Origin of the sequence: Polyangium sp. 15x6, assembly GCF_029960785.1 — a bacterium.
GTDB lineage: Bacteria > Myxococcota_A > Polyangia > Polyangiales > Polyangiaceae > Polyangium.
Map to the genome: position 1 here is coordinate 1 of NZ_JASBQE010000110.1, position 14,627 is coordinate 14,627.

General features: G+C 69.6%; 10 protein-coding genes and 1 pseudogene. 3 read left to right on the top strand and 8 right to left on the bottom strand.

What is annotated here, in order from left to right:
* From QHF83_RS44660 to QHF83_RS44670, 3 genes and pseudogenes are all read left to right on the top strand, one after another.
* Positions 1-240, top strand: a pseudogene (locus QHF83_RS44660) (hypothetical protein); the annotation flags it as partial.
* Positions 241-521: 281 nt separating this feature from the next.
* Entirely contained in the window at positions 522-3,041 is a 2,520-nt protein-coding gene (locus QHF83_RS44665) for a VCBS repeat-containing protein (RefSeq protein WP_282424229.1), read from the top strand.
* Positions 3,042-3,446: 405 nt separating this feature from the next.
* Entirely contained in the window at positions 3,447-4,313 is an 867-nt protein-coding gene (locus QHF83_RS44670) for a hypothetical protein (protein ID WP_282424230.1), read from the top strand.
* Positions 4,314-4,563: 250 nt separating this feature from the next.
* Here QHF83_RS44670 and QHF83_RS44675 read toward each other — a convergent pair whose 3' ends face one another.
* The 8 genes from QHF83_RS44675 to QHF83_RS44710 all read right to left on the bottom strand — a co-directional run bounded on the left by QHF83_RS44675 (position 4,564) and on the right by QHF83_RS44710 (position 14,500).
* The gene (locus QHF83_RS44675; RefSeq protein ID WP_282424231.1) at positions 4,564-7,650 is read right to left on the bottom strand and encodes a CusA/CzcA family heavy metal efflux RND transporter; all 3,087 of its coding nucleotides are present in this window, start codon (positions 7,648-7,650) and stop codon (positions 4,564-4,566) included.
* 5 nt (positions 7,651-7,655) lie between these two features.
* Positions 7,656-9,041 (bottom strand): efflux RND transporter periplasmic adaptor subunit, encoded by a 1,386-nt coding sequence (locus QHF83_RS44680; RefSeq protein WP_282424232.1) that lies wholly within the window; start codon positions 9,039-9,041, stop codon positions 7,656-7,658.
* Position 9,042: 1 nt separating this feature from the next.
* Positions 9,043-9,384 carry a hypothetical protein gene (locus tag QHF83_RS44685; protein WP_282424233.1) on the bottom strand — a complete coding sequence of 114 codons (342 nt, stop codon included), beginning with the start codon at positions 9,382-9,384 and terminating at the stop codon, positions 9,043-9,045.
* A gap of 126 nt (positions 9,385-9,510) precedes the next feature.
* Positions 9,511-9,975 (bottom strand): hypothetical protein, encoded by a 465-nt coding sequence (locus QHF83_RS44690; protein WP_282424234.1) that lies wholly within the window; start codon positions 9,973-9,975, stop codon positions 9,511-9,513.
* 399 nt (positions 9,976-10,374) lie between these two features.
* Complete coding sequence (locus QHF83_RS44695) at positions 10,375-10,680, bottom strand: hypothetical protein (protein ID WP_282424235.1); 306 nt, start codon at positions 10,678-10,680, stop codon at positions 10,375-10,377.
* Positions 10,681-10,779: 99 nt separating this feature from the next.
* A complete protein-coding gene (locus QHF83_RS44700; protein WP_282424236.1) occupies positions 10,780-12,525 on the bottom strand; it encodes a hypothetical protein in 1,746 nt (581 codons plus the stop codon).
* A 45-nt stretch (positions 12,526-12,570) separates the two neighbouring features.
* Positions 12,571-13,260 (bottom strand): hypothetical protein, encoded by a 690-nt coding sequence (locus tag QHF83_RS44705; protein ID WP_282424237.1) that lies wholly within the window; start codon positions 13,258-13,260, stop codon positions 12,571-12,573.
* A gap of 4 nt (positions 13,261-13,264) precedes the next feature.
* Complete coding sequence (locus tag QHF83_RS44710; RefSeq protein ID WP_282424238.1) at positions 13,265-14,500, bottom strand: penicillin-insensitive murein endopeptidase; 1,236 nt, start codon at positions 14,498-14,500, stop codon at positions 13,265-13,267.
* Positions 14,501-14,627 lie beyond the last annotated feature (127 nt).

Below are 14,627 nucleotides of genomic sequence, written 5' to 3' on the forward strand. Positions count from 1 at the left end.
GGCGGAAGCGCAAGCGGCGGCGGAAGCGGTGGCGTCGGCGGAAGCGGCGGCGCTGGCGGAAGCGGCGGCGGCGGCGCAAGCGGCGGCGCTGGCGCAAGCGGCGGCGGCGCGGCCCAACCGGGCGGAGATTGCCACATCGATAGGACGGGCGCTCCGGCGGGTGGCGCCTCCGAGCTCGTTGGCCTCGGCCTCGTGCTCCTCGGCATGGTCACGCGCCGACGCCGGACCCTCCCTCGCTGATCGAGATCCCCCGAGCGACCTCGCTCGCTCCCGCCTCGCCCACCCAGGCGCTCGAGCGAATGCATGCCCAGCTTTCGGGCGGGACTCGGCGTACCGCACGACCCGCCGCAGCACGTCGCACCCCTGAGCGATGATGTCCGCCTTCCCTTCGTAGCTGACGACCCCGAGCGAGTTCGTCTTCGCGCGCGGGTCGAGAGGGATCGAAGCAGACGCGCCGCCCCTCGCGCCATCCGGTACTCTCCGGCGCCGCGGGCGCACGTCGCGTCCGATGCGAGGTGCTCATGGCTTGGAGATCAAAACGGAATGGCTGGCTCGCCGCGGCGGGCATTTTCGCGCTCGCGCTGTCCGCGCTGGCTCAGGGATGCGGCGACGGCACGGGCACGGGCGCGGGCGGCTCGGGGGCGGCGGGCGGACCGGGCTCGGGCGGGCAGGGCGGCGACGGCGGTACGTTCACCGTCGGCGCGTCGCAGGGCGGCGGGTTTCCGGGCACGTGTGATCCGACGTGCGACCCCGCGACGCAGGTTTGCTCGCACGGCGTCTGCGTGCCCGTGGCGGGCTGCGCGAACGACGCGGATTGCAAGAACGACACGTATTGCGAGCCGATGCTCAAGCAATGCGTGCCGTGGGAGAGCGCGACGCCGCCGAACGATCCGACGTGCATCAACGTCATTGCCGCAGGTCAGTTCTCGCCGCGCGTCAAATGCGAGTTCAGCACGGCGCCGGACGGTGATCCGTTCCCCGGCCACGTCGACGTGCAGGGCACGCCGATCGTGACGAACTTCAACAAGCCCGCGGCCGCGGGCCCGCCGAGCATCGTCGCGGCGTTCACGCCGACCGTGATCGCGAATTACACCGAGGATCAAGGCGTCATCCGCGTGCTCAGCGGCAAGGATTGCTCGCTCGAGGCGAACCTCGGCGGCACCGACCTGGACGGCGACGGCGCGCCGGATTGGGTGGTCTCTTCGTCCTCGCTCGCGTCCGGGGATCTCGACGGTGACGGCGTGGCCGAGATCGTCGCGTACGGGGCGGACGGCTCGACGCTCGCGTTCACGAAAAAGGCCGGTACGTGGGGATTGCTCTGGAAAGCGCCCTATCAGGCCGGCATCCCGGGCGGCCCCTGCGATTTCAACCAGCACCGCTGCCCCGTGGGCTGGGCTGGACCTTCCATTCACGACATCGACGACGACGGCAAGCCCGAGATCCTGCGCGAGGGCGCCGTCTTGCGCTCCGATGGCTCGCTCGCGTCGGGCGCTCCGGCGCTTTATGCGAGTTACTCCGCGGGCCTCTTCTCCGTGGTGGCGAACCTCGATCAGGATCCGAACATCGAGTTCACGAACGGGCAGTTCATCTGGGAATGGGCGGGCGGCGCGTGGGTGCCCGAGACCTACTTCCCGGGCCCGTCGACCTCGGCGCCGGGGCACGTGGCCATCGCCGATTTCGGCGCGTATGGCGCCGGCGTGCCTGCGCAAAATCCCGAGATCGTGGTCGTGCGGAACAACCTGGTGATGATCTACGCGATCGACGGCACGCCGGTGCAGAACCCCGTGCCCGTCCCCGGAAATGGGGGCGGCGGTCCGCCCACGATCAGCGATTTCGACGGGGATGGTTTGCCCGAGGTCGCGGTCGCCGGGCAGGCGTTTTACACGATCTACGACCTCGATTGCGGCGCGGCCCCGAGGCCCGGCGGGCAATGCAACCTCGGCCCCTGCGACTACGTGGGCGGCACGTGCCCGGCGGGCCAGTACGTGCTCTGGTCACGCTCCACGCAGGACCTCTCGTCGAACGTCACGGGCTCGAGCGTCTTCGATTTCGAGGCCGACGGGTCGAGCGAGGTCGTCTACGGCGACGAGTGTTTCGTCCGCGTCTACGACGGTGACACGGGCGACGTGCTCTTCAGCCAGTATCGCTCGTCGTGCACCTGGTACGAAAACCCCATCATCGCCGACGTCGACGGCAATTTCCGCGCGGATCTCGTCACGCCGTCGAACAAGGCTTGCTCGCCCGACGGGACGGGCATCCCGTGCCAGACCCTCGACGCAAACGGCGTCGATCCGCAGTTCCCGGGCGTCCGCTGCCAGCAGGCGGCCGATTGTGTCTCCGGGGTGTGCGACGCCGGATTCTGCCGCTGCTCCGAGACGAAGCAATGCTGCGCGGCCCAGGACGACGCGGCCTGTATCGAGGAGGGGCTCCGCTGCGCGCCGCCGCCCGCAGGCACGCCCGGGAGTGGCAACACCTGCCGCGCCGGCCACCCGCACGGCGTGTCCGGCATTCGCGTCTACTCGGACGCGAACGACAAATGGGTCCGCTCGCGGACGATCTGGAACCAGCATCCGTATGCCGTGACGCACGTGAACGAGGACGGGACCATTCCCAAGACGAGCGCCTGGACGAACAACTGGGACGACCCCAAGCTGAACAACTTCCGCCAGAACGTGCCAGGCAACGCGAACGGCGCAGCCACGGGGGATCCCACGGCAGGCGCGAGCACGCAATTCGCGTGCAGCGGGCAAGGCGCGGAGATCGGCGCTCCGATCTGCAATCGCGGCGCCGATCCAGTCGGCGCAGGGCTCTCCGTGGGCTTCTACGTCGGGCAGGCCAAGGTCTGCGAAGCAAAGACCACCGAAGTCCTGCCGCCCGGCGAGTGCCGGCTCGTCTCCTGCAACTGGAGCATGCCGCCCACCATCGAGGCCGACAAAGTAGACGTGACCGTCATCCCAAACGACGACGGCGCGTATGCCGAATGCAAACCGGGAAACAACCTGGGGACGATCGTCGGCATCTTCTGCAAGCCGCCGGCTTGAGCATCGGGGACCGTGGAGCCGGGGCGCCGCCCCGGACCCCGCGGGGGCTATCCGCCCCTCGACCCGGACCAGGCACGGCCTGGACCGAGGGTGGAAGAACTGCGCGATGCGCAGTTCTTCCAACGGGCCCGTTGGACCGCGTTGCCCGTCGAAAGGGCAGCGCGGCTGTCTTGATGGGCAGGGCGCTCGCCAGTCTTGCCTCGACCCGTTCGATGAACTGCGCATCGCGCAGTTCATCGACCCCGAGTCCAGCGCTTGCGCTGGTCCGGGTCCAGGGGTGGACAACCCCTGGTCGGGGTCCGGGGTGAAACCCCGGCGTGGCGCTTCCCTTGCCCGTGTTCGCGGCCTGCAACCTGGCCCACGTGCCCCTTGACACACCTTGCCCCGTCGTTCGACGCTGGCGGCATGCCGATTCAGTCGAATGAAGATCCTGTTCACACGCTTGGAATCCTTGCCACGAAGGTTGGGCCGCCCCAGGTGGGGCTGCTCGACGCGCTGCTCGCGGGTACGGACAATGAACAGCTCACCGAAAAGGGGCGGGAGATCGCCACGGCGCGGATCGTCGTCGATGGGGTACGGCTTTATCAGGAGGCGTATCATTTCTGGCAAGGCGCCTCGGAGGCGCAGAAGAGACGCCTCAAGGGGTTTTCGTTGCCCCTGCTCGGCGTCGCCGTGCACCAGCTCCTCGCGCTCCACGAGCGGGCGCAAAAGATCGCGGACGACACGACCGACGAGGTGAAGTCGCGCGCTCGACGCGCGAGCGAGGCGAGCCGCGCGGCGGCTCACGGGGTCGCGCTGCGGGATCAGGCGGCCTCGGCCTTGCGGGATGCCGCCGGGCTCGACACGGCGCTGCGTGTGGAGATCGAGGAGACGGTGGGCACCGCCCAGTCGACGGACACGCTCGCGCGGGGGCTCAGCGCGCTCGCTGATGTCTTGCGCGGGTGGCTGAAGTCCCCGGCGGGCTCGCCCCTTTTGGCGCGGCTCGCGCTGGCGAGCCTCGACGAGGCCTATGCGGATGAGCTCAGCGCTGCGGCGAACGCCGTGCAGACGACTGCGGCGCAGGCGGGCGAGCGTAAATCCGCGCGTGCTGCGGCGCAGGCGGGGCTCGATCGGGAAGATGGGGTGGCGCTCCTCCTGTTCGGGCAGATCGTCCGGGCCTTCGACGCGGCGAACGACCTGGATCCGACGGTCCCGCGGCTCTTGCCGAATGCGACGCGGCGGCTGTTCTCGCGGCGGACGAAGAAGAAGGCGACGGGCGCGGCGGGGGGCTGATCCGTGCTTTCGGGGTGCTGGAGGCGCATCCCGGGATGACGAGGGCGCTCTGCGGGATGACGAGGGCGCTTTTCGGGATGACGAGGGTGCTCTGCGGGATGACGACGGCGCTTTTCGGGATGACGACGGCGCTCTGCGGGATGACGACGGCGTTTTGCGTGATGACGACGGCGCTTGCCGGTGGCCCGGGGCGGGATGACGACGGCGTTCTGCGGGATGACGACGACGTTCTGCGGGATGACGACGGCGTTCATGCCGGATCCGGAGCCTCGGCGGTCGGGGGTTTGCTGCCGCCGAACGTCACGTAAAGCGCCGGTAGGACCAGGAGTGTGAGAATCGTCGAGGAGATGACTCCGCCGATGACCACCGTCGCCAGCGGACGCTGCACCTCGGCGCCCACCCCGGTGTTGAGCGCCATCGGCAAGAACCCGAGGCTCGCGACGAGGGCCGTCATCAGAACTGGACGAAGCCTCCGCTCCGCGGCCTGCTCGACGGCGTCGCGTACCGGCATCCCGGTGGCGAGGAGCTGCCGCACGGTCGAGACGAGCACCATGTCCGCGAGGACCGAGACCCCGGACAGGGCGACGAATCCCACGCCCGCGGAGATGCTGAACGGCAGCCCGCGCAGCCACAAGGCGACGATGCCGCCGATCGCGGCGAACGGAACGCCCGTGAACACCCGCGCCGCGTCGAGGAGGCGCCCGTAGGTGAAATAAAGCAGCGCGAAGATCAGCGCGAGAGCCGCGGGTACGACGACGAGGAGCCGCTCCTGGGCGCGCTCGAGGTGCTCGAACTGGCCGCCGTAACGCACGTAATGGCCGGACGGCAATACGACCTTCTCGTCGATGCGCGAGCTCGCCTCCTCGACGAACGAACCGACGTCCCGCCCTCGCACGTTGGCCTGCACCACGATCCGCCGTTTGGCCCACTCCCGATTGATGGAGGAAGGCCCCTCGACGAGGCGCAGGTGCGCCACGCTCGAAAGGGGGATCTGGGTGCCATTGGCAGCCGTGATCAGGATACGTCCGACGGCTTCGACGTCGGTCCGATATCGATCGTCGAGCCGCAGCGTGATCGGGAAGCGTTTTTCCCCTTCTTGCATCTGGCCGACCTCGCGCGTCCCGAGCGACGCGACGACGTCCATCACCTCGTGCGCCGGGATCCCGTGCCGGGCAATCGCCGCGCGATCCACCTCGACCTGGAGGAGCGGCTGTCCTGTGACCTGCTCCGTCACCACGTCGGCGGCGCCTGGAATCGCCTTCAGGACCGCCTCGATCTCACGCGCCTTTTCCTTGAGGATCTCGAAATCTTCCCCGAAGAGCTTCACCCCGACGTCCGATCGAACGCCGGCGATCATTTCGTTTACCCGCATCTCGATGGGCTGCGTGAATACGATGCGCATCCCGGGCAGGTTTTCGAGCTCGCCCTGCATGGCACGCACGAGCTCGTCCTGCGTCGCGCCTCGCTTCCATCGGTCCCGTGGCGTGAGCGTGACGAAGACGTCCGAGAGCTCGATCCCCATCGGATCCGTGGCCACTTCCGCCGTGCCGGTGCGCGTCCAGATGCGCTCGATCTCGTCCGGAAACTTCTCCCGCAGCGTCTTCTCGATCTGGAGGCCGTAACGGGTCGATTCGTCCACGGAGACGCCCGCGAGGCGAATCGTATTGACCACGATGGCGCCTTCGTTCAGCCGCGGGACGAACTCCGAGCCGAGCCGCGTGGAGAGCGCAAGGGCCCCACCCAAGATCGCCACGGCCGCAGCCATCACGAACCGTCGCCGGCGCAGGGCGAACTGAAGCGCCGGGCGATAAACCCGCAAAAGCCCTCGAACCACGACGTTTTCCCGCTCGACGATCCTGCGCGGCAGAAAAAAGCTCGCCAGCACCGGCATCAACGTGAGCGAGAACAACATCGAGCCCGCGAGCGCGAAGATCACGGTGAGCGCCATCGGCCGGAAAAGCTTTCCCTCGACCCCTTCGAGGAAAAGAATCGGCAGATAGACGATCATGATGATGAGCTCGCCGAACATCGTCGGTTTGCGCACCTCGAGCGCCGCATCACGCACGACCTCGAGCGTCGATCGCGCGCCTTTGTCCTCCGCGAGCCGCCGCGTCGCGTTCTCGACCATGATCACGGAGCTGTCGACCACGAGGCCGAAGTCGATCGCGCCGAGGCTCATGAGGCTCCCCGCGATCCCGAACCGCAACATGAGGTTCGACGCGAAGAGCATCGAGAGCGGGATCGCCGAGGCGACCACGAGCCCCGCGCGCAGATTGCCGAGGAACACGAAGAGGACCGCGATGACCAGGATCGCGCCTTCGAGGAGGTTCGTTCGGACCGTCCGCAGCACGTGGTCCACGAGCTCCGTGCGGTCGTAGACCGTGGCGACGTCGATCCCGGGCGGGAGGCTCTTCTTGATCTCGTCGAGCCGCACCTTGAGCCGCCTCGTCACGTCATGGCTGTTCTCGCCCATGAGCATGAAGCCGAGACCGAGGACCACTTCGCCTTTGCCATCCGCCGTGACCGCGCCGCGCCGGATCTCGCGCCCCTCGACGACCTTCGCCACGTCGCGGACACGAACGGGCACGCCTTCGTGCGCCGTGATGACCATGTCCTCGATGTCGCTCGGGCGCGTCGCAATGGCGATTCCCTGGACGAGCGTGGCTTCGCCGGCTCGATCGAGGCTGCCGCCGCCGACGTTCGTGTTGTTGTGCTCGATGGCCTCGGCGAGATCCGAGAGCGTGAGGCCGCGACGCTGGAGATTCCTTGGATCGACGACCACGTGGATCTGCCGCTCGTCGCCGCCCCAGGCGTTCACCTCGGCGACGCCGCGGACCGAGCGGAGCTGTGGCTTGACGATCCAGTCGTGCGCGGTGCGGAGCTCGCTCAGGCTCTTGCCCTCGCCGGACACGATGTAATGGAAGACCTCGCCGAGCCCCGTCGCGACGGGTCCGAGGGTCGGGCGCTCGATTTGCGGGGGTAGCGAGACGCTTTGCAGGCGCTCCATGGCGACCTGCCGCGCGAGATAGATGTCGGTCCCGTCCTCGAAGACGACCGTCACCTGCGACAAACCGAACCGCGAGATGGAGCGGACCTCGTCGAGCCCCGGGAGGCCCGAAATGGCTTGCTCGATCGGCGCCGTGATCTGCCGCTCGATTTCGAGCGGCGAGAGCGCCGGGGCCACGGTGTTGATCTGCACCTGCACCGGCGTCGTGTCGGGGAAGGCGTCGATCGGCAGGCGGCGAAAGGAGAGCGCCCCCAGAATGGCGACGGCGAGCGTCGCGAGGAGGACGATGAGGCGGTGGCCGAGCGACCACGTGATGATGCGGCTCAGCATCGCACTCAGTCGGCGTCGCAGCAGCCGGCGCCGATGCTCTCCTTCAACGTCTCGGTCTTGAGCAGGAAGCTGCCCGTGGTGACGACGTCCTCGGAAGGACGCACGCCCTTGCGAATCTCGACGAGGTTGCCCTCGCGTACACCCAGCTCGACGCGCCGCGCTTCGTATTCGTCGTCCGCGAGCCGAACGAAGACGAGGTGCACGTCCTTCGCGCGCTGCATGGCCGCGTCGGGGACCATCACGCTCGCGCGTGCCGCGCCGACGTCGACACGCGCCCGCCCGAACATGTTGCCCCGCAAAGCCCCGTCGGCGTTTTCCAGCGGAACACGCGCCCGCACGGTGCGTGTCGCGAGATCGATCTGCGGGCTCAGATACGTGATCTTTCCGGAAAACGTGCGCCCCGCGAGCCCGTCGACGTCGAGCGTCACGGATTGCCCCACCGCGACGGCCGAGAGCTCGGCCTCGGGGACGTCGAGCTCGGCCCACATCGCGGACGTGTCCACGACCTCGAAGAGCATTTCTTCGAGCCCGACGAGCTTGCCCACGGTGGCGCTGCGCTGGGTCACGACGCCGTCGATCGGCGAGCCGAGCGTGTACGAACCGCCTGCCCCGGAGCCCGCCCCGATGATGGAGAGCGCCGTGGCGAGCGCCGTTTGCTCGGCCCTGGCGGTTTCGAGCTCCTGCTCTGCCGCGAGCACGTCCTTCTCGGAGCTGAAGCGGGACTTTTGGAGCGCCGTGACGCGCTCCAGGTTCTTCTGCGCGATGGAGACGCGCGCCCGCGCGGCCTGAAGCTTGGAGCGATCCGCCCCGACCTCGGCGCTCTCGATGACGGCGAGCGGGTCCTTCTTTTTGACCTGCGCGCCGATGTCGACCTTCATCGTGCGCACGACGCCGGGCGCCCGCGCATTGATGTGCGCGAGCCGCGTGGCGTCGTAGGCGAGCCGGGCCGTGACGAGGATGCCGCCCGCGTTTTTTCGTTCCTCGGCCTTCACCGTCTGGATGCCGGCGAGCCGCGCGGTCTCCTTCGTCTTGAAGCGGACCTTGGTCCCGTCGGCAGGGGCCTCCGCCTCGGGGGCGCTCTTGCCTCCGCTCTTGCCGCTCACGTCGGCGGCGGGGCGTCCGCCGCGCTCCGGATGGCAGACCGGGCAAAACGACTCCGGAAAGCCGTGCTCGGCGCACCAATCGCCCTTGGCCTGGAACACGGCCGCGAGCTTGGGGTGGCACTTGGGACAAACCACCTCGAGCACGCCGTGCTCGCAGAGCTTCCCTTCGCCGTCCGTCTTCGCCGGCTGTGCGGAGCTCGCCGGACCCGCGGGCGATTCCTTCGGATCTCGGTCGCACCCGGCGATCCCCAGGAGGATCGAAAGGACGACCAGGAGGAGGGGACGCACCTCAGCTGCCCTTGGGAGGTCGAACGATCTTCAGGCCCGGGTTGCACTTCAAGCACTGCGACTCGGGGAGGCCGTGCTCGGGGCACCAGTCGCCCGTGGCCTTGAAGGCGGGGACGAGCTCGGGGTTGCACCGGGTGCACTGCGATTCGGGGACCGCATGCTCCCCGCACCAGTCCTCGTGCGAGCCGGGCTTGACGGTGCTCGGCGCGTGGGCGCCGTCCTGCTTCGCGGGTTGTGCCGCGGCCGGCTCGGGCTTGGCCGTGGAGCCGGTGTCCTTGGAGCACGCGGGAGCGGCGAGGGAGAGGGCGGCGAGGAGCGGAAGGATCAAGGAACGATGCATCATGATGAGCCTCTTCGAGTTCGTCTTTGCCAACTGCGGACACGTCACCGCGCGCGCCGAGCGAGTACGCAGCTCGCGCGCTGGGACGATCGATCGATGGAGCCTCGTCCGGCGGTGCCGGGGCTCGGATCAGCAGCGGAAGACTTGAAGGGCGATGCAACGCTCCGCGGAGGAGCGCGGTCCTGCGCGTGGGAGCGCTGGGCGAGCGACGATCCGCGGCGATGGCGCGAGGTACTGGCGCCCGCGCGGAGGGAGGAACGCGACCGGCCCCGCCTCGTCCGGCAGCGTCGTGACCGGCGCCGGAGGTACTCGCGGGAGCTCGACGCGCTTGTGCGCGGGAGGCAGCTCGCCGACCCGATGTTCCTCGCAGCAGCCCTCTCCGACGCTGGGGCCTTGCTCGTCGTCCTCACCGTGAACGGAGCAGTCGTCAAATTCGCAGGCGTGCTCGACGACCTCCTGGACCGCGACGCAGAAGTAGTAACTCCGGCCAGAGAAGAAGACGGCGAGCGCGACGACGGCGACGAGGAGCAACGCAAACACACGGCGAGGCCCAGGGGCCAGCGTGGAGCTCGCGAGGGCTCGGCGGTTCGTCACGAGGCGCGAGCCTATCCGCGGGGGAGAAGCGCGTCCAGCAGCCCGTCAGGTGGGGCATTGGTCTCATCTGGGAGGCGTTTCGCTGGGGCGTTGCCCCAGGCCCCACCAGGGGCTATCCGCCCCTGGACCCGGACCAGCGCAAGCGCTGGACCCGGGGTCGATGAACTGCGCGATGCGCAGTTCATCGAACAGGTCCGAGGCAAGACCGGCGACGATCCTGCCAACCGAGACCGTCGTGACTGGCAACGCTGTCGTTGGTCTTGCCACGGGCCTGTGGAAGAACCGCGCATCGCGCGGTTCTTCCAACCCGGGTCCAGCGCTTGCGCTGGTCCGGGTCGAGGGGCGGATAGCCCCCGCGGGGTCCGGGGCAGAGCCCCGGCGCGGCGTCCCCCGCGACGCCTAATCGCAGCGGCAGTAGAGGCACCCGCGGTGGTGCGGGCCCGTGCCGCAATATCCGGCCCACCCGGTGTTGCTACACGTGCAGGCGTCATGCGCATGGCTGCAGCCGTCGAGGCGGCACGATTGCGCTTCGAGCGATTGCCCGGCCGATTCCGTATTCTCTTCCGGCGCCGAGAAAGATTCGTCCTGCGCGGTGGGCTCCTCGGAGGGGAACGTCAGCTCCGAGGGCGTCCCGGCAAAAGCGGAAAACGAGATCAAGGAAGCCGCAAACGACACGACCATGGCCACGAGAGTCTTCTTCTTCATGCTTGGTGCCTCCTGTGCACACCCTCATGAGAGGGCAAGCGACGTGCCCAGGACGCACCCCTCGGGCCGACAAGATAGATTTTCGGGAATCGATAACTTTCAGCGACCCTTCGGCGCGTCGCAGCTCGCGGGGGCCTTCGGACCGAACGCAAACGAGAATCCGTCCACGTTTTCGCCTCGCGGGAGCCACCGCACCTTCGTGAGCTTGCCGCTGCGGTCGACCTCGATTTCCACGGGGCGATCGATCGTCCCGTCTCCGAGATCCGCCGCCGTGATGCGATCCCCCTCCGCGAGGCCCGCCTTCGCCGCCGCCGATTTCGGCGACAGGCCACGCACCTTCTTTTCGCCCACGGATGCCGGATCGAAGCCGAGCTCGTAACGCGGGACCTTTTTCTTCACCTTCACGAAGCACGGGCCGAATGCGTCGTCGGGCACCTCGGGCGCGCCGCCCTTGCCGAGCATTGCGCCGAAGCGTGTATTCCCCTCGGCCCCGAGCTCCTTCGTGATGGCCTCGCGCAGCGTCGCCTCGGGCACGCGGCGCGGGCCGCTCGCCGGGGCCTCGCCTTCACCGGCGATTTCGCGCGCCACGTCGGCGAGCGAGCGCTTGCCGCCGCTCTTCGCCCGGATGCGCGCGTCGAGCTCGGCGGCGAACAGCATTCCTCGATCCTCCGCTTGGGCTTCGGCTGCCGAAAAGTATCGCGTCGCCCGCGCATCGACCTCGGCGAGCACGTCCCGCGCCGGAACGAGCTCCGCCCGTCGCAGGGCGTCGATCGCGAAATACGAGACGAACCCCTCGTCGAACCAGGCGGCCACCGAATACCCGAGGCTCGCCCGCGCCATGGCCCGACCGAGCGCACGTTTTTCCGGCCAACCAAAGCTGAGCCCCTCGTCTCCCACCGCGATCGCGCTCCGCCCCGCGACGGAGGCGTCGAAGCGGCGCCCGGTCACCCCGCTCGAACGCAGAAAAATGTCGAAATGGCCGAGCGGCGCGTCGGCGAGCGGCCGGACCGAGACCCACGCCCGGCTCGCCCAGGCGCCCGCGTCGAGCACGTCGAACACGCCGCGCCCGAGCGACGTCACCGCGAACGAGGCGCCCTCGCCCTCGCGCATCGCCGGCCGCTCGATCGTCACCCGATGCAAGGGCCCCGCGGCCCATGCCGCCGCGGCGAGCGTCGTCGGCGAGCCGCTGACCTCCACGTCCCCCGCGCCGAGCGACGACGCGCCGCTCGCACCTTCCCCGAGCCCCGAGACGTCCCAGCGCACGCGCATCTCGTGGGGATCGGTCGTCTCCGGCACGAGCAAGAACGCGCGCCCGATCCCGAAAAAACCCCCCGCGGACGCCGAGAGCGGCGCGGCGGCTTGCACGGCAAGGCCGGTCGGGAGCTTCCGCGTGTAGCTCACGGTCACCGGCCCCCGCGCGCGCCGCTCGGCGCGCCAGGCGATCCTTGCCGTGTCCTTGCCGTCGCCCTCGTCCCGCACGAGCGCGAGTGATCCTTCTGCGTCACGCGCCGCGAGCTCGTCGATGTCCTCCACACGCGCGTCGTCGAGCAGGAACACGAGCGGCCGCGCCTCGCCGAAGTCCACGGGCGGCACGGAGTAGCGCATCGACACATCGATCGCGACGACCTCGCTGCCTCCGTCGCGCGTCGGCGCGAGCCGCACTTCGAGCGTGGGCGCCGCGCTCTCGGGCTTCGGCGGCGTCGAGGCCACGGGCGCCGTGCTCTTCGCGGGCGGCGGACAGGGATTCTCGGGGCGCAGCGGCTCGGACGCGCAAGCCGCGAGGCACGAGGCGAGGACGAGCGCGACGCTCGTGTTTGCCGGAGAGGTGGGGCGGAGAGGACGCACGATGGGCGCGAGGATACTGCCAGCGCGCGCGCGCGTGCACGGGATTCAGAAGCCGAGGTTCGTGTTCGTCGAGAGGAAGTACGTGTGCTTCGCGGTGGTCTTCGCCCCCTCGAAGGGCCGGAACGCGAGGCTCCGGTAGGCCTTGGTCACGCAGGCCTCGAAGTCCGCGCTCCACCAGCGGTCCGAGCCGGGCGACATCCCCTGGAAAGAGACGCGGCCGACCTTGCCCGCGGGCTCGACCTCGAAGACGACCGCGAGAAACCCGTACGCGTCGGGGTGCTTCTTGAGCTGCTCGACCTGGCAAGCCCGCACCTCGGGGCGCATGCGGTCGTTCGACTGCGTGACCGCGCTCTCCTCGGTGTCGCTGTCCGTGGCCTTGCCCTCGACGCTCGGGGTCGGGGGGTGGGCGGCGGGATCGTCCACGAGCGCCAGGGAGGGCGGCGCGGGGGGGCACTCGGGGCAGTTGATGTACGAGGGCGACGACCGCCCGAAGGCGCCGAGGAAGATCAGGCCGCCGAGGCCCGCGACGGCGACGTGGGTGAACGCGAGGAGCGCGATCCAAACGCCGCGCGATTGCGCGGGTTTGCCGCCGGCTTGTCGGAGCCGCGTGAGCTCGGCGTTCTGCTCGGCGAGCTCCGCCTCCCGCGCCCGGAGCGATGCCTCGCGCTCGGCGAGCTTCGCCTCGAGCGTCTCGATGCGCATCCGCGCCGCGTCGAGGTTGTTCCGGTACTCCATGGCCCTACCGCCCGTGCATGGGCCCGCGCGTCGCGCCCGCCGTGGTCCGCGGAGGCGGGGCTGCTCGTCGCTTCGGGACGGCCGGCGCTTTCGGCGGCGCCGGGGGCTTGGGCACCGGGATCCGGTACGTCCGGCCCATCTTGATGTCGATGGTCTTGAGCCCGTTCGCCCCCTGGATCGCCTCGACGGTCGTCCCGTACCGGCGGGCCAGGATCTGCAGCGTGTCGCCGCTCCGGGCCTTGTGCATCACCACGGAGTCGGCCACGTGCGGCGGCGCGACCTTCTCCCGCCGGAGGAACGCGCCCGCGCGGCGCCCGAGCTCCTGCGCGACCGGGCTGACGAAGCGCACGTGCAGGTGGTTTCCGTGCCCGCGCGCGTGCCGCACCACGGGCCGGGGGTGTTTGCCGCGGACCTGGAAGACCTGATCCAGCCAGGCCTCGTCCTCGCCCTTCCGGAGCGCGTGGGCCACGAGCATGCGCTGCACGGCCGTGTCGATGAGCACGAGCTCCACGTCGGTGTCGCTCACGATCGTCTTCACCAGGGCGAACGTGCGTTCGAGATCGAGGTTTGCCTCGGTCGCCCGGACGAAGTGTGTCTTCGGGGGGCTGTGGTAGTAGCCGAGGTCCACGTCGCGGCCCGACTGGTGGCTCCGGTGGGGCGAGAGGTGGCCGCCCTTCTTGCTGCTGATGTGCCCGATGGCGAGGGGCGGGGCGCCCGGGTGCTCGGTCGCGACCTTCTCGATGCTGCGCGCGATGGCGTCCACCGTCTCCTGCGTGCCCCAGGCGCACGAGGGATCCGCCACGAGCCACTTCTCGCTCTTCGGCATCTGCACGCCGTTCACGAGCGCGCCCGCGTTCGTCGCGCCGAGCGAGAGCGGGCCCACGGAGGCGGGATCGCTGCGGTAGCGCGCCTCGAGCTGGGTCACGCTGAGGGCGAGGAGCGGCGAGGGAGGCTTGGGCGCCGGCGGCGGGGCGGCGGGCGTGGCTTCCGCCTCGGCGCCCTCCTCGGCAGCCTCGGCCTCGTCGTCGTCCGGCCCCTCCTCGTCCTCGGCATCGGGGTCCGCTGCGGGCTCGTTCGTCGCGACGGGCGCGGGGCTCGGCGCGGCTTTGGGGGCCGTGGCTTGCACCGGCTGCACCAGGATCGGCGCGCGTCCGCTCGTCTTCGGGCCTGCTTCCGCGGGCGCGGTGGCCGCGCAGCCGGGGAAGACCAGGAAAACGAGCCCGAAGAACCACCGCTGCATCGAAAGGACTATACCCGCGGCCGGTCGGATCCGGCCAGTCTCTTGGGTCTCGGCGCGCCTTTGCGCTTCTTCACACCGAGCGGGGCGCGCGCTTCACACGAGCGAGTGATGTTCCTCTGCGTGAACG

Excerpts from the sequence above, each read along its gene's own strand:
- QHF83_RS44665 (WP_282424229.1), top strand. The coding sequence starts at position 522 with ATGGCTTGGAGATCAAAACGGAATGGCTGGCTCGCCGCGGCGGGCATT.
- QHF83_RS44670 (WP_282424230.1), top strand. The coding sequence starts at position 3,447 with ATGCCGATTCAGTCGAATGAAGATCCTGTTCACACGCTTGGAATCCTT.
- QHF83_RS44675 (WP_282424231.1), bottom strand. The coding sequence starts at position 7,650 with ATGCTGAGCCGCATCATCACGTGGTCGCTCGGCCACCGCCTCATCGTC.
- QHF83_RS44685 (WP_282424233.1), bottom strand. The coding sequence starts at position 9,384 with ATGATGCATCGTTCCTTGATCCTTCCGCTCCTCGCCGCCCTCTCCCTC.
- QHF83_RS44695 (WP_282424235.1), bottom strand. The coding sequence starts at position 10,680 with ATGAAGAAGAAGACTCTCGTGGCCATGGTCGTGTCGTTTGCGGCTTCC.
- QHF83_RS44705 (WP_282424237.1), bottom strand. The coding sequence starts at position 13,260 with ATGGAGTACCGGAACAACCTCGACGCGGCGCGGATGCGCATCGAGACG.
- QHF83_RS44710 (WP_282424238.1), bottom strand. The coding sequence starts at position 14,500 with ATGCAGCGGTGGTTCTTCGGGCTCGTTTTCCTGGTCTTCCCCGGCTGC.